We start from the raw sequence: 24659 nt of genomic DNA on the forward strand, positions 1-24659 counted from the left end.
TAACCCGGTGCTGATGGAGCGGATCGCCTCGCTGTGCGGGGCGGGGGTGCGGGTGCGGGGCAGCGAGGAGTTCGGGCTGCCCGCGCAGGGCAAGGAGGCCTATCTGTTCGCGTTGCTCGGTTACCTGTCCTATGCCGGGCTGGCAGGGAACGTGCCGTCGGCGACCGGGGCGTCGGGGCCGGTGGTGCTCGGGTCCTTCACCCCCGGTGCCCAGCCGCTCGTACTGCCGCCGCCGGACCGGTGGGCGCCGCAGCGGCTGCGGGTGGTCGGCGGGCCGGACTGACCGGCGGACCGGCGGACCGGCGGACCGGCGGACCGGCGGGTCGGCGGGTCGGCGGGTCGGCGGGTCGGCGGGTCGGCGGGTCGGCGGGTCGGCGGGTCGGCTGACCGGCTGACCGGCTGACCGGCCCGGGCAGGCGCCGGCCGACAGGGCGGGCGCTGCGAGGCGCCGGGTGTGGCGGGTGTGGCGGGTGTGGCGGGGCGCCGGGGTGGGGTGGGTGTGGCGGGGTGGGGTGGGTGTGGCGGGGCGCCGGGGTGGGGTGGGGGCGGCTCGACCTGGCCGGGCGTTCCCGCGCCCAGATGAGAAGCGGGACACGCGGGCATGGCGCAGTCTTCCCCTCATCCCCCGGCGGCGCCCAGGCTTTGCGGAGGCCCAGGCTTTGCAGCGCCTGTACCCGGCCGGCTGCGCTCCGGGCCACCCGTGCCGGCGGCCGAGTCGGCAAAGGGTGCTGCCCGCGCGGCGATGCTGTCCCGCTGCGGCGCCGGCCGGGCACGTGGCCGCACAGGTAGTTCCGCACAGGTAGTTCCGCAGCCGGCTGCGGAACTGGCCGGGGGCGGGACTTTCGGCCCCCGGCCAGGCTGCCGAAAGGGCGGGCAGCGGGCGGGACCTTGGGCCTCAACCCCGGCGGGCGGGGCGGGTGAGTGATCCGGGCCACCCCGGCGAGCGGGGCGGCGGGGCAAGACTGGGCCCACCAGACCGAGACATTTGTCCGGTTTGTCCTTGTTTTCTGCCCCGAGGATCTGCCGTGAACGACAGCAACGACCGCTCCCGCACCGTCCACACCTGCACCGGCGGTGAACTCGTGCCCGGCGACGTACTGCTGGACGCAGACGGACAACGAAACGTGGTCACCGGCAGCATCCCGGACGGCCCCGAACACATCGAACTGACCCTGCGGCCGCTGGCCGGCCGCACCCCCTTCCACCGCCGGATGCGGCGGTTCGCCACCGTGGACGTGCTGATGGAACGGGCCGGGACCGGACACCCGCAGCCCGCCGGACATCCGCAGCCCGCCGGCACCGTCTCCCCCGCACCCTCTGCACCCCCCGCACCCCCCGCACCCCCCGCACCCCCCGCATCCCCCGCAGCCGCAGCCGCAGCCGCCGCCGGAGGCGGCCGGGCCCGGGGGCGGGGGCGGCGCGTCGTCGTCACCGGGGTGGGGGCCATCAGCCCGCTCGGCGGCGACGCCGCCAGCACCTGGGAGGCGCTGCTCGCCGGCAGGTGCGCAGCGCAGGAGATGACCGGCGAGGAATTCCGGGAACTGCCGGTGAAGGTGGCCGCCCCGGCCGCGGTGGAGCCCGGCGAGATGCTGCCGCGCAGCCAGGCCCGGACGATGAACCGCTCGACGCAGTTCGCCGTCCTCGCCGCACGCGAGGCCTGGAACGACGCAGGGCTTACGTGCGCCCACGCCGACCCCGGCCGGGCCGGGGTCAGTGTGGGCACCATCATCGGCGGCGCCCCCGTCATGGTCGACGCCCACCGCTCACTGGCCGACAAGGGCGCCCGGCGGGTCTCCCCCCACACCACCCCCATGCTCGTCCCCAGCGCGTCGGCCGCCCACATCGCCATCGACCTCGGCGCCCGCGGCGAGGCCCGCACCGTCGTCGCCGCCTGCGCCTCGGGCACCGAAGCCATCGGCCAGGCCATCGACCGCATCCGCGACGGACACGTGGACGTGATGGCCGCCGGCGGCACCGAAGCCGTCATCACCCCCGAAATCATGGCCGGCTTCGCCAGCATGCGCGCCCTGTCCCCCGCCCCCGACGGACCGCAGCACGCCGCCCGCCCCTTCGACCGCCACCGCGACGGCTTCGTCCTCGGCGAAGGCGCCGGCTCTCCTCATCCTCGAAGAAGAACAACACGCCCTCGCCCGCGGCGCCCGCATCTACTGCGAAGCAGCCGGCTGGGGCATCAGCGCCGACGCCCACCACATGACCGCCCCCGACCCGGAAGGCACCGGCATCACCACCGCCATCCGCAAAGCCCTCACCGACGCCGGCGCCACCGAAGCCGACGTCCTCCACATCAACGCCCACGCCACCGCCACCCCGGCCGGCGACGCCGCCGAAGCAGCAGCCCTGAACACCCTCTTCACCCCCCACACCATCCCCGTCACCGCACCCAAAGGCGCACTCGGACACCTCCAGGGCGCAGCCGGCGGCGTCGAAGCCGTCGCCACCGCCCTGACCCTCCACCACCAACTCATCCCCCCGACCGCCGGACACACCCACCCCGACCCCCACCTCGGCCTCGACATCGTCACCACCCACCCCCGCCCCCTGCCCCCCGGCCGAGGTCTCGCCCTGTCCAACTCCTTCGGATTCGGCGGCCACAACGCCGTCCTCGCCCTCCGCCACCACACCACCTGAAACCCCCACCTCAAGCCCGGAGCCCGGAGCCCGGGCCAGGGCCAGAGCCGGGGCTGGAGCTGAAGCTGAGACTGAGGCCGAAAGCGAAAGCTGACGTTGACGTTGAGGTTGAGGTTGAGGCCGTGCCCCGGACTGCGGCAGGCCCGGCGCCGCCATACCCCCCAACCCACACCCCGCACACAGAACCACGGAGCCGTGGCACCACCTGGGTACGGCGGCCGTGCCACGGGCCCGGGCCAGGCCGGGGCCGGACCCCGGTGGGTGAAGGGGACGGCTCGGCCGGGGAGCTGAACCCGGTTGCGCCGGGAGAGGGGACGGGGCGGCCGGGCCGGGTACAGCAGCCCGAGCCCGACGGCACAGCCCTGCCCCCCGAGGGACAGGGACCCGAGGAACAGGGACGTATGCGAAAGGGCCCGGGGCCGCAGCACGGACCCCGGGCACAGCCGTGCCGCGCAACACCCGGGCGCAGGGGCACGACGGGTGCGCCGCGCCCCCGCCCCAGGTGTTGCGCGTTCAGGCGGGCAGGTCGACCAGGCGGGCGCGGTGGTGGCCGGGGGTGCCCAGGGCGAGCTGGTCACTCTTGGCCCGCTTGAGATACAGGTGGACGGGATGTTCCCAGGTCATGCCGATACCGCCGTGCAACTGCAGCACCTCCTCGGCCGCATGCACCGCCGCCTGCGCACAGTAGGCCACCGCCACCGCCACCGCCGCATCGTCCGCACCCTCGGCCAGCGCGCCCGCCGCGTCCCGGCACAGGCCCTGGCCGAGACCAGCTCCAGCCACAACTGCGCCATCCGGTGCTTGAGCGCCTGGAAACCGCCGGCCCGGCGCGCGAACTGCCGCCGGACCTTCACATACGCCACCGTCTCCGCCAGACACCACCCCACGACGCCCACCTGCTCCGAAGCCAGCAGCCCGGCACCCGCCAGCAGCGCCCGCTCCACCACCGCCCGGGCGGCGTCCGCACCGGCCAGACGCGTGCCCGGCGTGCCCCGAAGGACCACCCCGGCCAGCGGGCGGGTCAGATCAAGAGGGGTCTGCGGCTCCAGCCGGGCACCCCCGACCGCAAACAGGCCGCCGGCGGCCGGCACCAGCAGCACATCCGCCGCCGCGTCGGCCACCCTGGTGCAGCCGCGCATACCAAGCGGTTGCTTGGCAACAGGAAACAGTCACGGAAACAATGCCTGGCCTCCTGCTGCCGGATGACCCCACCGGACACGCCGCCAAAGGGCGGGCAAATCGGACATCGAGGGTCTAGATTCCGGGGCGATCACCCGTCGCCGCCCGGACCGGAGGCCCGCCATGCCGCACCCGCCGCACCGCACCAGAACACGCCTGCTCGCCGCCGGCCTGGCCGCCGCCGCCCTGACCACCACCGGCTACGGCGCGGCCCAAGGACAGGAACTGACCAGCGACCCGGGCGGCACCACCGTGCTGCTGCTCGGGCGCGACACCCGGGCCGGGCTGTCGGCGGCCGAGCAAAGGCGCCTGCACGCCGGCGGACAGGGCTGCGACTGCTCCGACGTCATCATGCTGATGCACCTGTCCGGCAACGGCCGCCGGGCCGGCGTCCTGTCCATCCCCCGCGACGTCTACGCACCCCGCCTCGGCAGAAAAATCAACGCCGCGCATTCGATCGGCGGCCGCCGACTGGCCGAGCGCACCGTCGAGGACCTCACCGGCGTCGACATCGACACCGTCCTGACCGTCAAATTCGCCGGCTTCGAGAAGATCGTCGACGACCTCGGCGGCGCACAGGTCTGCACCCGCCGGCCCCTGCGCGACCTGCAGTACACCGGCCTGAACCTGCCCGCCGGCACCCACCGCCTCGACGGACAACAAGCCATCGCCTACGCCCGCTCCCGCCACAACACCACCAACGGCGACATCACCCGCATCCGCCGCCAGCAACGCCTCACCTCCGACCTCGCCGGCCGCATCATCGACACCGGCGACCTCCACGACCGCCGACGCCTGGAAAAACTCGCCGCACAACTGGCGAAATCACTGCACACCACGCCCGGCAACAGCACGAAGGACCTCCTCGAACTGGGCTGGAAAGCACGCAACCTGAAGCTGGAGAACGTCGAATTCGCCACCCCGCCCATCGCCGACCTCGGCGCCACCGTCCCCGGAGCCGGCTCGACAGTGGCCCTCCACCGGCAGCACGCACAACGCATGTTCCACACCATGCAAAACGACAAACCCCTCCACACCGCCGAAACCCGCCGCGGCACCAACGCCCTGGAACAAGACACCCGCACCACGGCCGGCACCCGCTTCGGCTGCGAAGGCAGCCCCACCCAACCCACCACCCCATAAACACCAACCGCCACCAGCCGCCGCCGGCCCCAGCCGGCCGATGCGCCGGCGGTCCGAGCCGGCGTCCTCCAGGTTCTTGCGGGACGCGAACGGTGCGCTGCGGCCTTCGGCGTGACGTGCAGGTGCGTCCGGCCCGGACGTCCCTCCCGGCCCTACGGATGCATAAAGCGGCTACTTGAGTTCATACGGGAGACATCCGACAACACTCCTGGAGTCCGGCCGCACCCGTCCCGCAGACCGGAAAGTCATGAGCCGCCCTTTGACGAAGCACGGCATCCACCTGGCACTGGTCACGCTCGCGGTCATGGGTGCCGGTGCCTGCGCGTCGTCCGCCACCACACTCAAGCAGCCCTCCGCCACCCGAGCCCTACCGGCAGATGAGTCCGCATCGCCGTCGGCACAAGACGAGCCGTACGCCGAAGAGACCCGCTCCACCCGCCTGCTGCGCAACCGTGAAAGAGCCGAGGAACGGCTGAGTGAGATCAAGGACAGGGGCAACGCGATGTCCGATGTCTCGGTCAGAGGGATCAGTGTCAAGCACACCGGCGACGACCTGCGCGCCGGCCTGGTCCGGATCAACAACAGCTCCGACGAGAAGGCCTTCTACTCAATCCAGGTGAACTTCGTCGCCGCACACGGCAACGTGGTGGACACAGTCTTCATCGGACAGCAGGACATCGAACCAGGCGAACTCGTGGACAGACACGCACTCAGCAGAGAAGCCGCCGACGCCAAGGGCCGGCCCACCGTGGCCAAAGCCCAACGAGACTGAACACCGGCAAGCCCCCGCAACAACCACACCAAACCCCCGGCCGACCGGAACGCCACGGATGGCCATGGACGGCCATCAGGCGCATCCGCGCCCACCGCAGGCCCGCGCCCGCCCGACCCGGCACCGACCTGCACGGCCCGCCCGCCACGACCACCCACCAGCCACCCAGATCCACCCCCACCCCCGCCGACCCCGCCAACCCCGCCAACCCGGCCGACCCGGCCAACCCGGCCGACCCGGCCGACAGGGAGACCGGGTCGGCCGGCGGCCGGCGGCCGAACAAGCGGACCAGGGCGGCGAGCCCGGGCGGCGAGCCCGACGACGGCAGCCGTCCCCACCCGCATCCGGATGGTGCCCGCAGCGGCGGCCCCGACCAGCCACCACCTCACACCCGGCCCCAGCACAAAGAACGCCGCGCCGCCCGCCCGGCGCACGGGCAATCACCGGCCTACCCGACGGCCGTCCCCACCAGCACAGCCAGCCGCTTCACCCCAGGCAGGCAGAGACGACCACCCACTCAGACAGGCAGCCCCACCAGCACCACCGCCGCGCCCGATGGGTGGCCCCGGCGCCGTCCAGGCCCTCCGGGACCAGCAGCCCCGCAGCCCCGATACCGCGGGCCAGCACCATCCACAGCGCCGGATCACACGGGCCGCCGGCAGCCTCCGTACGGGTGATCACGACGACGGGATCGCACCCGGCGGCCAGCAGCGCACGCACCGCGGCACGCAGACCCTCCTCCGCCTCCGAGCACAGAACAAAACCGGCACCAACCACCGCAGCCACCGCAGCCGCCGCAGCCGCCGCGGTCATCGCGGGAGGTCCTTCCAGGCGGCGTCCTTGTCAGCACGGGGCTCAGCCGGCAGACCCAGAACACGCTCCGCAACAACATTGAGGAGGATCTCCGACGTGAAGTATCGCCACGCGTCCACGAGGGCCGGCAGCGCCCCCGAAGTTCCGGAGTGGAGATCCGGCGTGACCTGGTCGTCGACGAGAGTGTTCGGCCAGGCCAAATCGGCGTCGACGTCCCGTGCAGCCGTCAGTGATCACCGGCCCAGCGTTCCACAGAACCGGGTCGCCCCACGACCCGCATCACGTGGTTTCCCGTTCCGACGCAAGCACTTACCCGTCTGGCAACTCGGCACCGGCTCCCATGTGTGCCACATATTCGGACAGTCACAACGCGTGAGCAAGCTGGCAAGAATTAGGAATTATTCGTCAAGGCCCTTGCTGCACAGTGGTGTTCAGGTGAACCTGTGGGACGGCAGCACGATCCTGATCGATCGGAATCTTCCATGCAGGTGCACAGGTCACAGATGTCGCTGACGCGGCGTCAGCTGCTCGCGGTCGGGGGTGCGGGCGGCGGCGTCCTCGCCCTCGGGGCGTTGCATGCCGCGGCCGACGCTCGCAGCGGTCGCGGCGGCCGTGGCGGCCGTGGCGGTGGCAGGCTGCCCGGGTACCCGTTCAAGCTCGGCGTCGCCTCGGGTGAACCCACGTCGTCCGGCGTGGTGTTGTGGACTCGGCTGGCGCCCGACCCGCTGGCCGACGACGGCCGCGGCGGGATGCCCGCGAAACCCGTACACGTGCGCTGGGAGATCTCCGAGGACAGCAGGATGCGCAAGGTGGTGCGCCGGGGCACGGCCACCGCGAGCCCGGACCTGGCGCACTCGGTGCACGTCGAGGTCGACGGGCTGCGGGCGGGCCGCGAGTACTGGTACCGGTTCGCCGCCGCGGGCGAGATCAGCGATATCGGGCGGACCAGAACCGCGCCCGCGCCCGGCGCCGTCGCCGCGCTCTCCCTGGCCTTCGTCTCGTGCCAGCAGTGGGAGAGCGGCTTCTACACCGGCTACCGGCACATGGCGGAGCAGGACTTCGACGCCATCGTCCACCTCGGGGACTTCATCTACGAGTACGGAATCAACGCCACCGGCGGCGTGCGCGGCGTCCCGCTGTCCGCCGCCCACGCGCTCGAGACCGTGTCCCTGGACCAGTACCGGCTGCGGCACGCGCTGGTGGGCTCCGACCCCGACCTGATCGCCGCACGCCAGGCGGCTCCGTTCGTCGCGCTCATCGACGACCATGACGTGCAGGACAACTGGGCCGGCGACACCGAGCCGACCGGTGCCACCCCGGAGAACGTCCTGCGCCGCCGCGCCGCGGCGATGCGGGCGTTCTACGAGAACCTGCCGATGCGCCGCTCCTCGCTGCCGCGCGCCTACGACATGTCCCTCTACCGCCGGCTCCGCCTGGGCTCCATGGCCACGCTGTACGTACTGGACCAGCGCCAGTTCCGCAGCAGTGAGGACATCGCAGCCCGCGAAGACCCCACGCGTACGATGCTCGGCGCGCGGCAGGAGCGCTGGCTGCTGGATTCGCTCGCTTCCTCACAAGCGACCTGGAATGTGCTGGTCAACCAGGTGATGATGTTCCAGCTCGACCGGCTCACCGACCCCGGACTCCAGCAGCTCAACCCCGATACGTGGGACGGATACGCCGCCGGGCGCAAGCGGCTGCTCGACGGCATCGCCGAACGCCGGGTGGCCAACCCGGTCGTGATGTCCGGCGACGCCCACGTGAACTGCGCCGCCGAGCTGAAGGCCGACTTCAACGACCCGGACTCCCCCACCATCGCCCCGGAGTTCCTGGGCACCTCCCTGACCACCGGGCAGAACGGCTCGGACATGACCCCGGGCGGCCGCGAGTGGCTCGACGCCAATCCGCACCTCAAGTTCTTCAACAACCAGCGGGGCTACCTGAGCTGCCGGGCCACCCGGGACGAGTGGACCTGCGACTATCAGGTCCTCGATCAGGTGACAAAGCCCGGCGGCAAGGTGTCACGGCGCGCATCCTTCGTCGTCGAGTCGGGCAAGGCGGACTTCCATGAAGCGTGAGCATCGCGGCCGTCGTTGGCCCGCCACCATCGCCGCCGTCGCCGTCACTGCACTGATTGCCTCCTCGGCCGCACTGGCCTCGGCCTTCCGACACGCTTCCGGCCCGCAGGACACACCATCCGGCAAGGCCCTTGTGGTCTCCGCGAACCTCCAGGACGCCATCCGTCCCGCCGACGCGCGCGACCCGCGCGACCTGGACAACTTCGTCCGCCGGATCACCGCCGCCACCCCGCACGCCCCCGACGTGCTGCTCCTCACCGAAATCCTCGGCCCCGGCGCAGACCGGGTCGCGGACCGGATGACCGCAGCGACCGGCCACCGCTACCGCGTGGTCGCCGCCCCCGGCCGCTCCGCCTTCGGCCCGGACGCCGCCGTACGCCAGTCGGCGATCCTCATCGACTCCACCAGCATGCGGGTGCTGGACAAGGGCCGCTTCGCCCGCGTCCAGGAGGAGGACCAGGCGTACGCCCTCCTCGCCCAGAAGAGGACCGGGCTGCGGATACCGGTGGTCAGCGCGCACGCCGCGGGCGATCCGCAGACCGCCGTACGGGCCCTGCACTCGCTCCTCGAGAAGGCCGGCCAGGACACCGCCCAGGCCGTGCCGGTGCTCGGCGGCGACTACCGGGCCGGACGCTGCATCGACACCGCCGACTACCAGCCGGTGGACTGCACGCCGCAGCCGTTCTGGAAGACCGCGACCGAGACCTACGGCTACGACGACGCCGTCTTCGGACATTCCGGTGCCGCCACCCGCCGCGGCAGCGCCCACGTCTTCGCCCGCGGCAGCGTCTCCCGGGCCCGCCTGGACACCGCCTACGACACCGACCTTCCGGACCGCGCCGCGTGCAAGAAAGCGTTCGACACGGGCGAGTCGGCTTCCGCCGACGACGCCTGCCGCCGCGAGTACTACGCCGACGCGCCGTTTGGCTGGGCAACCGTGGGAGCCGGAAAGGACGTCCAGCGGTCCGTGGCGCCGGCGCAGATCACCCTCGACCACTGCGAACTCGGCACCCGCAAGTCCGCCGCGCTCGCCCGGGTGGTGAACAACACCGGCAAGGACATCACCGACGAGGTGAGCGCCGAGGCCGATGCGCCGCTCAAAGTCACCGCGGGCAGCGGATCGGTGACCGTCCCGGCCGGCCAGGCCCGTACGGTGCCGCTGCGGGTGACGGCCCCGCAGGACGTCGGGCCCGGATCGGCCACCGTCACCGTGGATATCGGCCCGGTCACCGCCCGACTTAAGATCTCGCTGCCCAAGGAGTGCACCGAGGCAGCGGTGGTCGCCACCAGCTACCACCCCGGCACGCAGCCCGAGGCCGCCGTCGACGGGGACATCAACACCTTCTGGCACTCCGAATACTCGCCGCCGAACCCGCTGCCCCAGTCCATCACGCTGAACCTCAAGGAAACCAAGCAGGTCTCCAGACTCACCTACCAGCCGCGGTTCGACGGCAACCTCAACGGGACAATCACCGGCTACAACGTGTACACCAGCACCGACGGCCAGGCCTTCACCAAGGCGGCGAGCGGTACCTGGTCAGCGGACGCGCGCCTGAAAACCGCTTCCTTCGACCCGGTGCAAGCCAGATACGTACGCCTGGAAGCAACCACCGCCAGCGGCGGCTCCTTCTGCTCCGCAGCCGAGATCACCACGCAATAGCACCCAACCGGACACACCAACCCGCCACCGCACGGACCAACAACCATCCCGGCGGTGCGTCGTCAACCGAGGCCGGTGGCGCGGCCTGGGAAGAAGTCGGCGCTTTGGACGTACTCCATCGCCTCGGTGAACTCCGGGTCGCCCAAGCGATGTTCCATCTCCTGCGGGCTCAGGTCCTCCACACGGGTCTGGATCCAGTACAGGTTGCCGAGCGGATCGCGCACCCGCCCCACGCGGTCGCCGAAGAACAGGTGAGTGACCTCGGTGACCGAGGTGCCGCCGGCTGCAACCGCCTGCCGGTGCACGGCGTCGGCGTCCTCGACGTACAGGCGGAGGAAGCCTGGAGTCGGCGGCCACTCCGGCCGCGCGTCGAACATCATCACCACCGAGTCACCGATCCGTACCTCCGCACGCGCGATGCCTCCGTCCCGGCCGGCCAGGCACGCGAGCTCCTCCACGTCGAACGCCCTCTTCATGAAGTCGATGAGCTGCACCGTGTCACGAGAAATGATCCACGGCGTCACGGTGTGGTAGCCCTGCGGAACCGGCTTGACGGGCATCTGGCTGCCTCCTGGAGTGCGAGCGTCTCAACGTGGTGATGACGCCAGATCCCCAATAGGTCAATTCCTGTCCTAGATACTCCGACAGCGGGGCGACCTTGACGAGACATGGCCAGAAGCCGGTCAAGCGGTGCGCCGAGGCCCGCGTCAACGGGCGCCATACCTATGAACGGGAGCCGCGGTCGAAGGCGACGATCCGCGCCGATGTGGTCCACGGGAGCCGGGCCGGTGGCTGCAGTTCGTCGGCGCTCCCGGGTGCAGCGACCAGAAAGACCGAGGCCCTGTGTGCCGAGTCCGATCCGGTTCAGTGCTTGCCGGCCGCCGGGCCGCCGGGCTCCTGCCGTGCACGCAGCACCCCGTCGGCGGCAACGACTTCCCGGAACCACTGCCGGTGGACCTTGTATGTGCGGCCGATTTCGATCTTGTGGCGACGTACACAGTGCCGTCGAAGAGGCCGTCCAGACGATGCTCGCCAGGTACACCCCCGATCAGCCGCGCACGACGTCGTAGACCTTCTCGAAGACGAACTCGTGCTTGAGGAAGGAAACGTCGTACTCGTGGTCCGGGAGCGGCGGGTTGAGCTGGGAGAGGTGGAGCAGGCGCCAGCCGTCCCGGAGTGCCTCGAGGCCGGTCTCGTACGGCGGCTCGTCGCCGTCGCCGGTAGTCGGGGAACTTGCGCCGGTGCCATCATACGCGGACCATCCGACCACCTGGGCGTCCAGCGCCGAGGTGGCCAGGTAGAGCACGAGAATCCGCTGGCGGGTCTCGCGCTCCACGAGCGTCTCAGCCGGGGTGGTCTGCAGTGCGGTGGTCACGGCCGTGCCGCCTTTCTCGGAGAGGGAAGCGGGCGTCGTGGTCAGTGCGTGGCGGTCAGAGGATTGAGCGGTCCATGCGGCGCGGGCGATTGGTCACCCGGGTCACCCAGAATTCGGGGTCGAAGGACGCGTCGCCGGCCAGCGCCTGCCACAGCAGTACCCGGTTGTACATCTCGAGGCGTGCGGTGGCGTTCTCGTACCAGGGGAAGCGGGTGGTCAGCTCCTGGGCGACGGCCGGGTCGTGGAGGTCATCGGTGTTCCACAGCCGGTACTGCCGCACCGTCGGGTTGAGGCGGATCTTGTACATGTAGCGGCGGATGGCGCTGTCGTTGCGGCGGCCGGCGTGCCAGATGCCGTGGTGCAACAGCACGACGGTGCCTGCCGGGCAGGTCAGCCGGGTCTGGCCGCGCAGGTTCTGGTACCGGCCGACGTCCGTCTCGTTGATGCGCCGCAGATGACTGCCGGGCACGCTGAGCGTGCCGCCCATCTCCAGGGTGACGTCCTGCGGGTAGTACATCAGCTGGATGTCGAAGGCGTCCGTGCGTCCGTCGATGATGGCATCGCCGTGCATGTTCTGTGCCGTGCCGTCGTGCGGCTCGCGGACGTGCACGAAGTGGTGGTCCACGGTCGGCTCGGGGCCGACCAGGCTGCGTACGGCGCCGGCCACGGCCGGCAGGTCCAGGAGCCGCCGCGGGAACGAGTCCGGCGCGTACGCCTGTGACAGCGGTGTCCCGTACGGCACGCCGGGCACCCCTGCCTCCAGAACGCGCAGCGCCTCCCCGTTCATGGACTCCGGCACCACCGCGTCCAGACGCAGCGAGCCGTGGGCGACGAAGTGTGCGACCTGGGCGGATGTCAGCAGGTGCTTCCGTTCAAGGGTGTTGGCCATCCCGGCTCCCGCTCGCAGCAGTTCCGGTGGACGACCGTGCCCACCGGTGGTTCGGATGGTTCAACGGTATTGCTGGGGCAGTGGATTGGCGTGGGACAGCTTCACCCACTGCTGGTAATTTTTCACCGGAGTGGCGAGAGGGGCTTGGACGTGGAGACCACCGGCTTCCGGCTGCAGGCGCCGCCGCAGGTGGCGAACCTTGGCGTCGGCGTGCACGGCACGGTGCACCGGGTCGATGACTTCTTGCTGCCCGACCTGTGGCAGCTTCATCTGTACCGGTACGAGGCCGTGCTGGAGGTCGACGGCGCGCGGCATACGATCCGCCCCGGCCGCGTCTCCCTCATCCCGCCCGGCACCCCGGTGCGCTACCGCTACCAGGGCCGCAGCGAGCACCTCTACGCGCACCTGCGCGAGCCCGACCCCGCGGCCGGCGGTGCGCCCACGACGATCCCCGTCATGCAGGACGCCGGTGCACAGACGCCCGTCCTCACGGATCTGCTGCAGGCAGCCGTCACCTCCTGGGCAGCCGCCCCGGCGCGCGCCGCCGCCGAGGTCTGGACGGCGCTGTGGCGGGTCGCCGGGCTGGGACGACGAAGCAGCAGCGGAACCGTGCGCCCGCACCCAGCCGTCGAGGCGGCGATCGCGCACGTCGAGTCCCACCTGGCGGGTCCGCTGACGGTCCAGCAGGTCGCGGCGGCCGCCGGCGTCTCGCACAACCACCTGACCCGGCTGCTGCGGGAGGAGACCGGCTTGACACCGGTCGCCTACATCCGCAGCCGGCGCATGAAACGCGCACGCCACCTGCTGCAGGAGTCCACCCTCCCCATCACCGCCGTCGCGTCGGCCGTCGGCATTCCCGACCTCCAGGCCTTCAACAAGACCTGCCGCCGCACCCTCGGCGCTCCCCCGCGAGCGGTGCGCGGTGAACGGGCGACGGGTGACGTCCGACTTTGACGGCGAGTCCGGTCGAAGGCCGGTGGTGGCTTCGCTGCCCGGGACGTATCGTCGGGATATCGAAATTCGCATACGCGGTGGCAACACGGCATTTCCTTGACTGGACGCATGAGAGGAACAGCCACCCATGGATGCGACCCAGGATCCGCTGGGACGCCAAGTGCACCACCTGCGAGAACTTCACCGGCACGCGGGACGCGATAGGCGTCCGCCCGCCCAAGCCCCATTACATGATGGAGTACTTCGGGTTCATGTTCACTTCGGCTTCCCCATCACCTAACGGGAATCTCCCCTGCATCTCGCAGTGGGGGCGCCTAGAACACAATGACGACATCGTGGTACGGCGCACAGGCCAATCGGGTCTGGAGGTCTTCCTGCCGCGCACCGATACATCGCGGATGCCCGACTGGGCTCTGGACGGATACCGATCAAGCGAGGAATATCTGTTCTGGTCCCGCAGGATCTGCGGATTGGCATGCCTGCAGTCGCTGCTCCACGGCTGGACCGACGTCCGGCTCTCGATGGGTGAACTTCTTGAGCAAGCTCTCGACTGGGGCTGCTACGTGGTCGAGCCCTCGGGCAAGGTCCAGGGGCTGATCTACAGGCCATTCATGGCATGGACCAGCTCACAATTCGGATTTGACTGCCGGATAGTAGAACGCACCCCTATCCAGGTAGCCACCCGGAAAATACAGCCCGGACAGGCCATGATCGCTTCCGTATCGCCCGAGATCCGCGACCCTGACACTCCCGATCCACGCCGCGGCGGCCACCTCGTGCTGATTCATGCAGTTCACAACGGAGTCGTGCAATTTCACAATCCCTCGGGCTATTCCCACAACTCGGATTCAACCTCGCTACCCATGCACACATTCGAGCGATTTCACGCAAACCGCGGCATCCTGATCAGCCGTACATCGTGATGGCGGTCGAACCAGCTCGGCACGTTGTTGTTGCTGTCGGCCATTCGGCCAGTCACATGGAGACCGCAATGAACTTCGCCGACATGCGGCGCCTGCCAGTATGCACATAACCACACCCGTGCTCACCGCAGTCGCGGCGTAGCGAGGTGTCAACCCATGCGATTTGGGGTGAACATGCGAGTACGGCCAGCGCGAAGCGCCGACGCCGAAGTCGTCAACGAGTTACTCGGCCAGCTGGGTTACCCCCAGCATGATCGGGCTGCCTTGGCCGCTCGGATCCAAGCCTGGTTCGACGACCCGGTGAGTGCGGCTTACATCGCCGAAACCGACGACGAGTCACTCGGTGTCATCGCCGTCCATGTCTGCCCGTTCTTTGAACGCCAAGGCGCCTGGGGCCGAATCACCGCACTGGTCGTCTCCGACCGAGCACGCGGACACGGCGTCGGGTCGCGGCTCGTCGAGGCAGCCGAGCATTTCGCCGCCGGCCAGGGATGCGTCCGGATGGAGGTCACCAGCAATGATCGACGACCGGACGCGCACCGGTTCTACGAGCGACGCGGATACACCGGCCAGGCCGGAGCCTCGTCCCGCTTCCTGCGAGACCTTCCGATCTGTCACGGGTAGTCGAGCCCGGTGCCCGGATAGCCGCCGTCGGCGATCGTCGTGGTCGTGCCGACCGCGGCCTCGGCGCCGGATTCGCTCCAGGCCCGGCAGTCGTTGCGGTTGCCGGGCAGCGGTCGGCCGACCACGACCACCAGGCGGGTGTCGGCGTCGATGACCACCTGGTGGTTGGTGGAGTACCGGTAGCTTTTCGACTGCTCGGCGATGTTGTGGTCGCGGGTGGGCGCCAGGGTGCCGTCCACGATCAGCACTGCGTCCTTCGCGAACCGCTTGCGCGGCTGGAGGGCGAGCTTCGGGCCGAGATGGTCGATGGCCCGGTCGGCCCCCGACTTCTAGACTTGGCCGATGTCCAGGCACGCCTCGGCAGCATTTCGTAGCCTCGGCTCATGAAGATGGTGCGTAACGTGATCGTGTTCGACGCAGCCGATCTGACGGCCGAAAGCACCTTCTGGGCCGGGATCTTCGGCGGCCATGTCTTTGAGGATGAGGCATGGCACAGTGTTGTCGACGCCGATGGGGAGTGGCGGATCGGCGTGCAGCTGGCACCGAACCACGTTCCTCCCGAGTGGCCACACGGAGTCCCTCAACAAGTGCATCTCGACCTCCATGTCGAAGACCCACGAGCTGCACACGAACAGGCAGTCTCCCTCGGCGCCCGGCTGCTCCAGCCAACTCCTGACCTCGACAGCGACGAAGGCCATCAGGTGTACGCGGACCCAGCCGGACACCCGTTCTGTATCGGCTGGGGACACCCGTCCCAAGAGGAACTCGCCGCGTTCGTCACCGACCGGCTCGGACGACGGAACCACGCCGAGACAGCCCGGTAGCCAAGCCCGGCGACGACACCCCGGAAGGCTTCCTGTCACGTCACTGCGGCACCGCGATTAGCAGTTACGGGACAGCCCATAGGGAACGTCCTTGAGAAGGGCACGGTCGGCCGGAGGCAGGCATGCGATCACTACATCCACGCGGCACCGCCGGCAGTGTCCTGGTTCAACACATCCCGGACGGATGTCTCGGGTGATGGCGGACGGCTGTCTCGGGTGATGGCGTACCGGCCCGGCGTCCGCCTGGTGTGTTCGCCGACCCGACGGCCGCCGGACACTTGGATGACCCGCGGAGCGGGCATCTCCACTGCAGGACCGACCGCTCCTGCCACGCGTGCGTACGCGGAAAGACGGCCGACTGGTGGCTCTGCCTCTTCCCCTTTTCCCGCGGGTACTCCCTGCCCTCCGCCGGCTGCCGCTGCGCCGGATCGCCTGCCTGCTGCCGCCCGCGCTGGTCGCGGCGTGGGTGGCGTACAACTGGCCGCTGTTCGCGGACGGCGTCGCACAGCTGCGTACGGCGCACCCCGGCTGGCTGCTGGCCGCGGTCGCCGTCATGTGTGCGTGCTGGCTGCCGGTCTGTCTCGTACGGCAGGGGGTGGTGCTGGAGCGGCTGCCCGCGGGGCGGCTGCTGGCGTCGCAGGTGGCGGCGGGCGCCGCGAACCATCTGCTGCCTGCCGGGCTCGGGGCGCATGTGGTGACGCTCCGCTTTCTGCGCGGCTGCGGGATCCCCCTGGAGCGGTCGGCGGCGGCGCTCGCGCTGTACTCGCTGGCCGAGCCGATGGCGCGGCTCTGCCTGCTGGTTCTGCTGATCGTGGCCGCGCCCGACGCGCTGCGGCTCGGCGAGGTCGCCCCGGACGCCGGGCTGCTGGCACTCGCCGCCGGGGCCGTCGCGCTGGCCGCGGCCGGGCTGCTGGCGGTGCCGCCGATACGGCGCCTGCTGCTCCGCTTTCTGCGTACGGCCCTCACCGACGCCCGCGCCCTGCACCGCCGCCCGGCGCGGGTGCTGGCACTGTGGGGCGGGGCGTTCGCCTTCCCGGCGTTCCAGGCGGCGGTGCTGGTCGCGGTCGCGCTGGCGCTGCACGCGCAGCTGCCGGTGCTGCACGTCATGCTCGCGTACGTGGCGGCGAGCATCGCGGCAGGGCTGGTCCCCGCGCCCGGCGGGATCGGTTCCGTGGAGGCGGCCCTCGCCGTCGCCCTCGTCACCGCGGGGGCCACGGCGGCGACGGCCACCGCGACCGTCATCGGCTTCCGGCTGATCACGGTCTGGCTCCCGCTCCTGCCGGGCGCGCTCGTGCTCTACGCCCTGATCCGGCGCAAGGTGCTGTGACGCTGTGCTGCTGTAACGCTGCTCCGCTGTGACGCTGTGATGGCTGAGGCACCCGGTTCCCGCGCCTCCGGTGGTGCGCGACAATCGGGGGCGTACCACCACCGTGCGAGATGAGCCCCACCCGTGTCCGAGACCGTCCCCGAGCTGCGTGCCGACTGCTCCCGCTGCGCCGGGCTCTGCTGCGTGGCGCTGCCCTTCTCCGCCTCCGCGGACTTCGCCGTGGACAAGGACGCCGGCGAGCCCTGCGGCCATCTGCGGCCCGACTTCCGCTGCGGAATCCACGACCGGCTGCGCGAGAAGGGCTATCCGGGCTGCACCGTCTTCGACTGCTTCGGAGCCGGGCAGCAGGTCACGCAGGTGACCTTCGGCGGCGCCGACTGGCGGGCCGACCCGGGCACGGCCGGACGGATGTTCCGCACCCTGCCCGTCATGCGGCAGCTGCACGAGCTGCTCTTCTACGTCACCGTCGCGCTGGACCTCCCCGGCGCCGAGCCGCTGCGCGCCGAGCTGCACGCGGCCCGCGACGCGCTGTCCGCCCGTACCCGGCTCGACCCCGACGCGCTCGCCGCCCTCGACCTGCCCGTGGTGCACGCCGAGACCGCCGGGCTGCTGCTGCGGGTCTCCGAGGCCGTACGGGCCGGGGCCGTCCCGGGCCGCCGGGCCGACCACCGCGGCGCGGATCTGATCGGCGCCCGGCTGCGCGGCGCCGATCTGCGCGGTGCGAGCCTGCGCGGCGCCCGGCTCATCGCCGCCGACCTGCGCGGGGCCGATCTGCACCGGGCCGATGTGATCGGGGCCGACTTCCGGGATACCCGCCTGGACGGCGCCGACCTGACGGGCTGTCTCTTCCTCACCCAGTCGCAACTGGACTCGGCGAAAGGAGATTTGACGACAAGGATCCCGGGGATTCTGACCAGACCTGATCACTGGCAAGCCGCATAGCCTATGGTGTTCGTTGCCGAAAGCAACGAACACATCAACGAATACGGCAACCGACCAGCACACCCCTGCCCGGGTACCGCTCCGAAGGGCGGTGTGTCCCTTCCTGCCAGGAGGCCCATACCGTCATGTTTCACAGCATTGCGCGCGCCGTCGTCCGGCATCCCGTCTGGACGATCGTGGCCTGGCTGATAGCCGCGGTCGCGATCGGCGCCACTGCGCCCTCCCTCCCCTCGAACAGCGACCAGTCCAGCTTTCTCCCCAAGAGCTACGAGTCGATCGAGGCCGCCGAACTGCAGGAAGAGGCGTTCCCCAACGCCTTCACCCCCTCGGCGATCGCGTTCTACCAGCGCACCGACGGCGGTGAGCTGACCGCGCAGGACAAGAAGGACATCCAGCGGATCACCACCGAGCTGGGCGCAAAGAAGATCGACCAGGTGCAGAAGGTCGTCCCCGGCGCCCCGTCCAAGGACGGGAAGTACAGCATGAGCCTCGTCCAGATGGACGAGGAGCAGGCCGGCACCCCCGAGCAGGCGGACGCCGCCGAAGAGCTGCGGGATGAGGCGAAGAGCCTCGCCAAGGGCAGCGACCTCAAGGTCCAGCTCGGCGGCTCGGCCGCGCAGACACTGGACCAGCAGGAGGCCTCCAAGCGGGGCGAGATGCTGATCGGCGTCGGCACCTTCGCCATCATCCTCATCACCCTGCTGATCATCTTCCGGGCGCCGATCCTGGCGATCCTGCCGCTGGTCACCATCGGCATCGTCTCCGCGATGGCCAACGGGCTGATCGCCTTCGCCACCAAGCTCTTCGGCCTGGAGGCGAACAGCTCGATCTCGTCGATGCTGATCGTCGTCCTCTTCGGCGTCGGCACCGACTACTTCCTGTTCCTGATCTTCCGCTACCGGGAACGGCTGCGGGCCGGGGACGAGAAGAAGGAGGCGATGATCAACGCCGTCGCCCGGGTCGGCGAGGCCATCGCCTCCGCCGCGGGCGTCGTCATCATCGCCTTCCTGGCGCTGAGCCTTTCCTCGCTGGGCTTCCTGAAGCAGATGGGCCCGGCGCTGGCGATCGCCGTCGGCGTCACGCTGCTGGCGGCACTGACGCTGATGCCGGCCGTGGTCTCACTGATCGGCCCGAAGGTGTTCTGGCCGTCCAAGTCCTGGCAGAAGGAACCGAAGAACGCCCGGTTCGCGGCGCTCGGCCGCGGCGTCCAGCGCCGTCCCGGCTTCGCCGCGGCGGCCTCCGGCCTCGTGATGGTCGCGCTCGCCCTCGGCACCCTCGGCTTCAATGCCACCTTCGACCTGGCCTCCGGTTCGATGCCGAAGGACAAGGAGTCGATGGTCGTACAGGACGAGATGAAGGAGGCCTACGCGGCCGGCGCCGCCGAGCCGACCGAGGTCTTCCTCGACTCCGGGCAGCCGCTGCAGAAGTCCGCGCTGCCCGCCTACGCGAAGAAGCTGCAGGCCATCGACGGCGTCGACTCGGCGAAGCTGGTCGGCGTCAGCAAGAACGGCGAGACGGCGCACGTCACCGTCACGCTCAAGTACGGCTCCGCCAGCGACAAGGCCCTCGACCTGATCGACGAGGTCCGCGACACCGCCCACGCCAATGCGCCGGACGGCGCGGAGGCGAAGGTCGGCGGCATGACGGCGATCTTCAAGGACATCGACAAGGCGGTCATGCAGGACTACAAGACCGTCTTCCCGGTGGCCGCCGCGCTGATCATGGTGATCCTCGGACTGCTGCTGCGCAGCGTGGTCGCGCCGCTGTATCTGATGGCGTCGGTGGTGCTCGGCTTCGGGGCGACGCTCGGCTCCACGGTGCTGATCTTCCAGCAGGCGCAGGGGCATTCGGGCCTGATGTTCATGCTGCCCGTGATCATGTATTTGTTCGTCGTGGCCATCGGCACCGACTACAACATCCTGATGATCGCCCGGCTCCGCGAGGAGGCCCGCGAGGGCCGCGACCCGCGCGAGGCGGCGTCGATGGCGCTGCGGCATGCGGGGCCGACGGTGGCCGCGGCGGGCTTCATCCTGGCGGCGACGTTCGCCACGATGCTGCTGGCGGGCAACTCGCTGCTGGCGGAGATGGGCTTCGCCGTGTCGTTCGGCATCATCATCGCGGCCTTCGTGATGTCGATGTTCTTCACCCCGGCGCTGACCGCCCTCATCGGCCATGCGGCCTGGTGGCCGGGCCACGGCGACCGGGCGGACGATGCGGCGCTGCAGGAGAAGCAGTCGCAGGAGTACGAGCCCTCGGGCCGTCCCTGAGGCGCTGACAAGGCGGCGCCGGCCTCATCTTGGCCGGCGCCGCCTTCGGCGTCTAATGGGACAGCCGCTGGTACGTCCGTATCGCCAGCGGCAGGAACAGCGCGGTGAGGATCGCCGGCCAGACCACCGCCATCAGCGTCGCGTGCCCCTCGATCCAGCTGTCCCCGGCGGGTCCCGGCGCGCCGAAGAGGTCGCGGACCGCGCCCGCCGTGGACGAGACCGGGTTCCACATGGCGATCGGGCCGACCCAGTCCGGCATCATCGACGGTGGCGTGAAGACGCTGGAGACCATGCCGAAGGGGAAGGCGATCGCGAAGAGGTTGCCCGCCGCCTCCTGGCCCGGGACCAGGAGGCCGAGGCAGACGCCCATCCAGATCAGCGCGAAGCGCAGGAGCAGCAACAGCGAGAAGGCGGCCGCCGTGGCCAGAGCGGTGCCCTCCGGGCGCCAGCCGATGGCCAGCGCGATGCCCGTCAGCACCGCCAGGTCGATGGCCGCGCCGACCAGGTCGGCGACGCCGCGGCCGCTGACGACCGCCGAAGGGGCCATGGGCATGGAGCGGAAGCGGTCCATGACGCCGCGCTCCTTGTCGATGGCGATGAGCAGCGCCGTGTTCATGAAGCCGAAGCCCATCGTCATCGCGAACATGCCGGGCAGCGCGTACGCCTTGTAGTCCAGGCCTCCGATGTCCATGGCGCTGCCGAGGACGTAGACGAAGAGCAGCACGGAGACGACCGGGAAGGCGAGCTGCCAGATGATGTTCACCGGCTGCCGGACCAGGCGCAGCAGGCCGCGGCCGACCATGGCGCGGCAGTCGGACAGCGCCCAGTAGAGGCGGTTGGCGTCGATGCCGCTCATCCGGCACGCTCCCCCGGCGCCGGGCCGCCGCCGTCCGCGGCCAGCGCGAAGTCGTCGGCGGACGGCCCTTCCACGCCGGTCAGGTGCAGGAACACCTCGTCCAGCGTCGGCCGTCGCAGCGTCAGGTCGGCCACCTCGACGCCGTCGTCCTGCAGCGTCCGCGCGACCTCCGTCAGCGCCGCCACCCGGTCCGTTACGGGCGCGTGCACGCGCAGCTCGGCGCGGCTGACGCCCGGTTCCGTACAGGTGACGCGGGCGACCGCGCGCACCGCGCCGGGGATCCCGGCGGGCTGGGCCACGACCACCTCGATACGGTCCCCGCCGACGGCGTCCTTCAGCGCGGCCGGGGTGTCGTCGGCGATGGTGCGGCCGTCGCGGATGACGGCGATACGGTCCGCCAGCCGGTCCGCCTCCTCCAGGTATTGGGTGGTGAGCAGCACCGTGGTCCCGCCCTCGACCAGCCGCCGCACCGCGTCCCACACCTCGCCGCGGCTGCGCGGGTCGAGGCCCGTCGTCGGCTCGTCGAGGAAGAGCACATCGGGCGCCAGGATCATGCTCGCGGCGAGGTCGAGCCGCCGCCGCATCCCGCCGCTGTACGTGCGCACGCCGCGGTCCGCGGCGCCGGTGAGGTCGAACTGCTCCAGCAGCTCGGCCGCCCGCTGCCGCACCCGCCGCCGGTTCAGCCGGCCACCGCGCGCGTGCCGCCCCGAGCGCAGGTGGTAGAGGCGGCCGAAGAGCTCAAGGTTCTGCCGCCCGCTCAACACCTCGTCCACGGCGGCGTACTGCCCGGTCAGCCCGATCCGCCGGCGCACCTGCTCCGGGTCCGTGGCCACATCGTGCCCGCCGACCAGCGCCCGCCCGCCGTCGGGCCGCAGCAGTGTGGTGAGGACCTGCACCGCCGTGGTCTTGCCCGCGCCGTTGGGGCCGAGCAGGCCGTGCACGGTCCCGTACGGCACCCGCAGGTCGAAGCCGTCGAGGGCGCGCTCGGTGCCGTAGCTCTTCCGCAGCCCCTCGGCGAGCACGGCGGCCGCTGTCGTCAACGACTCCCCCTCTCCGCTGAGCGCGCCGCCCGGCGCGCTTGGCTGATTGTGCCCGCGTACGGGCGGTCGCGCCGCGGTCGCGCGGGGAATCTGTCGGGGGCTGCCAAGGCGGGTACGGATCTTCATCACCGCAGCTCAGTTCTGGTGCGGCAGGGGTGATTCGGGGCGGGCGGGCCGCACACAATGCCCGGCATGCTGCAGACCCTGTACTGGCTGATGACCCCCTGGTGGCCGCGCGCCCGCGGCACGGAAGGCGCGGTGTTGCGCGAGGGCGTGTACGACCGCCGCGGCGTGCGCAGGCTGCAGCGCCTGCTCGCCTCCCGCTACAACCAACCGCTCACGCCCGACGGCCGCTTCGGCCCGGCGACGCGCCGGGCGCTGCGCGCGGCGCAGGCCTGGGAGCGGGAGGCCAGGGGGCGGGAGCTGGTGCCGGGCGGTGGGCGGGAGGGGCTGTCACACCCGCCGCTTACGGTGGTCTCCATGGCAGCGCTCAAGCAGATCTCGCTCGGCGTCGAGGACGACGCGAGGGCCGCGGCTTTCTGGAGCCGGGCCCTCGGTTACGTACGCCGTCCACCCCGCTTCGACGGCGACGACTGGATCGTGCTCCAGCCCCCGCAGGGCGGTCCCGGCTCCGCCATTGCCCTGGACGTCAGCACCAGTCCGCCGCCGGACCTCCCCCGCATCCACTTCGACCTGCACGCGGGCGACCGCCCGTTGGACGAGGAGGTGGACCGCCTGCTGTCCCTCGGCGCCCGCCGGGTCGACTGGCCGCACTATCCGCAGTCGCCGCCACCGGGCGCGGATCCGTATGTGGTGCTGTCGGACCCGGAGGGCAACATCTTCTGCGTCGAGGGCCGCCGCGGCTGAGGCTCAGCAGGCGCGGTCCTCGGGTGGGCGGTGGCCGGTGGTCAGGTACGTGGTGGCCGCGTTGTTGGCGCAGGTGTTCTTGCCGAAGGGGTAGACGCCGTGGCCGCCCTGGTCGGCGGTCACCAGGCGGGCGCGGTCGCCCAGGGCCTGGCGCAGGCGCTTGGCGCCCGAGAGTGGGGTGCCCGGGTCGCGTTCGTTCTGGAGCATCAGGACGTTCGACGGTCCCCGGTCGCTGATGTGGAGCGGCGGTTCGATGCCCTTGTCCGGCCAGTACGCGCACGGGCCGATGCTTCCGGTGGAGCCGCCCAGCATCGGGTAGCGCAGCCGGTCGGCCGCTGCTGTGCGCTGGTAGTCGCGGATCCTGGTGGGCCAGTGCGCATCGGCGCAGAGCACGTGGAAGCGAGCGGCCAGGAAGTTTTCCGCGGGGGTTGCCGGCGGTGCGGTCGGCCGGCCCTCGTCGAGCGACTGCCAGTCCTTCGCCAGCTTCGGCATGAGGTCCTCGCTGAAGAGGCTGTCGAGGGTCATGCCGCGGAAGATGGTGCCGTTGATGCCGCCGACGGGCTTGGCGTCGAGCCGTTCCGCCAGGTCGAAGTACTTGGCGGTCACCTGCTGCGGCGTGGTGCCCAGCCCGTACCGCGGGCGGGCGGCCACATACGCGGCGAAGTCCGGGAATCGGTCCGCCATGCCGCGGGCGAGCAGCCGGAAGGCCGCGAAGTCATAGCCGCCGGGCCCGAGACTGCTGTCGAGCACCATCCGGTCGCCGCGCCCGGGGAACATCGTCGCGTACGCCGCGCCGAGGTACGTGCCGTAGGAATGACCGAGGTAGGACAGCTTCGGCTCGCCCAGCGCGGCACGGATCCGGTCCATGTCGCGGGCGGTGTTCGCGGTGGTGAGGTGCGGCAGCATCCACGCCGTCGATGAGGTGGCGCACTGCCGGGCGAGCGTCCGCGCGTGCTTCGCCTCCCGGGCCACGTCGGCCGCGCTCTTCGCGTACGGCGGCAGGTTGCCGCGCTTCTGCTGGGCCGGGGTCATGTCGCAGGTGACCGGCGCGCTGCGCCCGACGCCGCGCTGGTCGAAGCCGATCACGTCGTACGAGTCCAGCACGTCCTTCGGCAGCCCCGCACCGCCGAGGACGGCCGGGTAGCCGAGCCCCGGGATACCGGGGCCACCGGGGTTGGTGAACAGCACGCCGCGGCGCTTGGCGGGGTCCTTGCTCGGCAGGCGGGAGACGGCGATCTCCAGCTTCCGGCCCTCGGGTTCGCGATAGTCCAGCGGGACGTCGAGGGTGGCGCACTCAAGGCGGGGCCCGTCGCCCTTCTGCGGGCAGGGGGCCCACCGCAGGGAGTCCGGCGCGGCCGCTGCCGTGTCCGGTGTCCCGGCCTGCAGTCCGGTGACGGCGGTCGCCGCGACCGCCGTCACGGCGAGGGCGAGGGACAGCGCCTTCCGGCGGGAAAGAGTCTTCCGGTGCATGCGATCT

21 protein-coding genes and 3 pseudogenes are annotated in these 24659 nt (G+C 70.9%); 15 read left to right on the forward strand and 9 right to left on the reverse strand.

Annotation, left to right across the window (positions count from 1 at the left end):
- The 3 genes and pseudogenes from ACNNMR_RS00005 to ACNNMR_RS00015 form a co-directional block, all read left to right on the forward strand.
- Positions 1-283 (forward strand): anhydro-N-acetylmuramic acid kinase (locus ACNNMR_RS00005; RefSeq protein WP_419992355.1); only part of this gene is annotated, 283 nt, incomplete at its 5' end.
- A gap of 958 nt (positions 284-1241) precedes the next feature.
- Positions 1242-2054 (forward strand): annotated as a pseudogene (locus tag ACNNMR_RS00010) (beta-ketoacyl-[acyl-carrier-protein] synthase family protein); the annotation flags it as partial.
- Positions 2055-2211: 157 nt separating this feature from the next.
- Entirely contained in the window at positions 2212-2649 is a 438-nt protein-coding gene (locus tag ACNNMR_RS00015) for a hypothetical protein (protein WP_419992356.1), read from the forward strand.
- 513 nt (positions 2650-3162) lie between these two features.
- Here ACNNMR_RS00015 and ACNNMR_RS00020 read toward each other — a convergent pair.
- Positions 3163-3776, reverse strand: a pseudogene (locus tag ACNNMR_RS00020) (acyl-CoA dehydrogenase family protein); the annotation flags it as partial.
- Positions 3777-3951: 175 nt separating this feature from the next.
- On the opposite strand from ACNNMR_RS00020, the gene ACNNMR_RS00025 reads away from it, so the two are divergent.
- Together ACNNMR_RS00025 and ACNNMR_RS00030 are read left to right on the forward strand one after the other, a co-directional pair.
- Positions 3952-4971 (forward strand): LCP family protein, encoded by a 1020-nt coding sequence (locus ACNNMR_RS00025; protein WP_419992357.1) that lies wholly within the window; start codon positions 3952-3954, stop codon positions 4969-4971.
- A gap of 259 nt (positions 4972-5230) precedes the next feature.
- On the forward strand, positions 5231-5743 hold the full coding sequence (locus tag ACNNMR_RS00030; protein ID WP_419992358.1) for a hypothetical protein: 513 nt from the start codon (positions 5231-5233) through the stop codon (positions 5741-5743).
- A gap of 486 nt (positions 5744-6229) precedes the next feature.
- Here the strand turns inward: ACNNMR_RS00030 and ACNNMR_RS00035 are convergent, their stop codons facing one another.
- Entirely contained in the window at positions 6230-6556 is a 327-nt protein-coding gene (locus tag ACNNMR_RS00035) for a hypothetical protein (RefSeq protein WP_419992359.1), read from the reverse strand.
- A gap of 503 nt (positions 6557-7059) precedes the next feature.
- On the opposite strand from ACNNMR_RS00035, the gene ACNNMR_RS00040 reads away from it, so the two are divergent.
- Together ACNNMR_RS00040 and ACNNMR_RS00045 are read left to right on the forward strand one after the other, a co-directional pair.
- Positions 7060-8634 (forward strand): alkaline phosphatase D family protein, encoded by a 1575-nt coding sequence (locus ACNNMR_RS00040; RefSeq protein ID WP_419992360.1) that lies wholly within the window; start codon positions 7060-7062, stop codon positions 8632-8634.
- Positions 8624-10294: a discoidin domain-containing protein gene (locus tag ACNNMR_RS00045; RefSeq protein WP_419992361.1), complete on the forward strand. Its 1671-nt coding sequence runs from the start codon at positions 8624-8626 to the stop codon at positions 10292-10294. The genes ACNNMR_RS00040 and ACNNMR_RS00045 overlap by 11 nt, the downstream gene beginning before the upstream one ends.
- Positions 10295-10356: 62 nt before the next feature.
- Here the strand turns inward: ACNNMR_RS00045 and ACNNMR_RS00050 are convergent, their stop codons facing one another.
- The 3 genes from ACNNMR_RS00050 to ACNNMR_RS00060 all read right to left on the reverse strand — a co-directional run bounded on the left by ACNNMR_RS00050 (position 10357) and on the right by ACNNMR_RS00060 (position 12558).
- Positions 10357-10854 carry a VOC family protein gene (locus tag ACNNMR_RS00050; protein ID WP_419992362.1) on the reverse strand — a complete coding sequence of 166 codons (498 nt, stop codon included), beginning with the start codon at positions 10852-10854 and terminating at the stop codon, positions 10357-10359.
- A 488-nt stretch (positions 10855-11342) separates the two neighbouring features.
- Positions 11343-11669, reverse strand: coding sequence for a hypothetical protein (locus ACNNMR_RS00055; protein WP_419992363.1), 327 nt, complete (start codon positions 11667-11669; stop codon positions 11343-11345).
- Between the two features lie 55 nt (positions 11670-11724).
- The gene (locus tag ACNNMR_RS00060) at positions 11725-12558 is read right to left on the reverse strand and encodes a phytanoyl-CoA dioxygenase family protein (protein ID WP_419992364.1); all 834 of its coding nucleotides are present in this window, start codon (positions 12556-12558) and stop codon (positions 11725-11727) included.
- A gap of 150 nt (positions 12559-12708) precedes the next feature.
- On the opposite strand from ACNNMR_RS00060, the gene ACNNMR_RS00065 reads away from it, so the two are divergent.
- The 3 genes from ACNNMR_RS00065 (at position 12709) to ACNNMR_RS00075 (ending at position 15059) form a co-directional block, all read left to right on the forward strand.
- On the forward strand, positions 12709-13512 hold the full coding sequence (locus ACNNMR_RS00065; RefSeq protein ID WP_419992365.1) for an AraC family transcriptional regulator: 804 nt from the start codon (positions 12709-12711) through the stop codon (positions 13510-13512).
- Between the two features lie 230 nt (positions 13513-13742).
- Positions 13743-14435 carry a hypothetical protein gene (locus ACNNMR_RS00070; protein WP_419992366.1) on the forward strand — a complete coding sequence of 231 codons (693 nt, stop codon included), beginning with the start codon at positions 13743-13745 and terminating at the stop codon, positions 14433-14435.
- Between the two features lie 174 nt (positions 14436-14609).
- A complete protein-coding gene (locus ACNNMR_RS00075; RefSeq protein ID WP_420000222.1) occupies positions 14610-15059 on the forward strand; it encodes a GNAT family N-acetyltransferase in 450 nt (149 codons plus the stop codon).
- Here ACNNMR_RS00075 and ACNNMR_RS00080 read toward each other — a convergent pair.
- Positions 15053-15388, reverse strand: a pseudogene (locus ACNNMR_RS00080) (transposase); the annotation flags it as partial. The gene ACNNMR_RS00075 and the pseudogene ACNNMR_RS00080 overlap by 7 nt on opposite strands.
- Positions 15389-15442: 54 nt before the next feature.
- Here ACNNMR_RS00080 and ACNNMR_RS00085 point away from each other — a divergent pair.
- The 4 genes from ACNNMR_RS00085 (at position 15443) to ACNNMR_RS00100 (ending at position 20419) form a co-directional block, all read left to right on the forward strand.
- Entirely contained in the window at positions 15443-15883 is a 441-nt protein-coding gene (locus ACNNMR_RS00085; protein WP_419992367.1) for a VOC family protein, read from the forward strand.
- Between the two features lie 361 nt (positions 15884-16244).
- Positions 16245-17210 (forward strand): lysylphosphatidylglycerol synthase domain-containing protein, encoded by a 966-nt coding sequence (locus ACNNMR_RS00090; protein ID WP_419992368.1) that lies wholly within the window; start codon positions 16245-16247, stop codon positions 17208-17210.
- Between the two features lie 123 nt (positions 17211-17333).
- Positions 17334-18152 (forward strand): pentapeptide repeat-containing protein, encoded by an 819-nt coding sequence (locus ACNNMR_RS00095; protein WP_419992369.1) that lies wholly within the window; start codon positions 17334-17336, stop codon positions 18150-18152.
- Positions 18153-18277: 125 nt separating this feature from the next.
- Positions 18278-20419, forward strand: a complete 2142-nt coding sequence (locus ACNNMR_RS00100; protein WP_419992370.1) for an MMPL family transporter — start codon at positions 18278-18280, stop codon at positions 20417-20419.
- A gap of 52 nt (positions 20420-20471) precedes the next feature.
- On the opposite strand, the gene ACNNMR_RS00105 is transcribed toward ACNNMR_RS00100, so the two are convergent.
- Entirely contained in the window at positions 20472-21275 is an 804-nt protein-coding gene (locus ACNNMR_RS00105; RefSeq protein ID WP_419992371.1) for an ABC transporter permease, read from the reverse strand.
- Positions 21272-22315, reverse strand: coding sequence for an ATP-binding cassette domain-containing protein (locus ACNNMR_RS00110; RefSeq protein WP_419992372.1), 1044 nt, complete (start codon positions 22313-22315; stop codon positions 21272-21274). Before ACNNMR_RS00110 ends, ACNNMR_RS00105 begins: the two co-directional genes overlap by 4 nt.
- 192 nt (positions 22316-22507) lie before the next feature.
- On the opposite strand from ACNNMR_RS00110, the gene ACNNMR_RS00115 reads away from it, so the two are divergent.
- Complete coding sequence (locus ACNNMR_RS00115) at positions 22508-23182, forward strand: VOC family protein (RefSeq protein ID WP_419992373.1); 675 nt, start codon at positions 22508-22510, stop codon at positions 23180-23182.
- A gap of 3 nt (positions 23183-23185) precedes the next feature.
- On the opposite strand, the gene ACNNMR_RS00120 is transcribed toward ACNNMR_RS00115, so the two are convergent.
- A complete protein-coding gene (locus ACNNMR_RS00120) occupies positions 23186-24652 on the reverse strand; it encodes an alpha/beta hydrolase (RefSeq protein WP_419992374.1) in 1467 nt (488 codons plus the stop codon).
- Positions 24653-24659: the final 7 nt, after the last annotated feature.

The sequence above is a fragment of the Streptomyces boninensis genome, from assembly GCF_048572725.1.
GTDB lineage: Bacteria > Actinomycetota > Actinomycetes > Streptomycetales > Streptomycetaceae > Streptomyces > Streptomyces boninensis.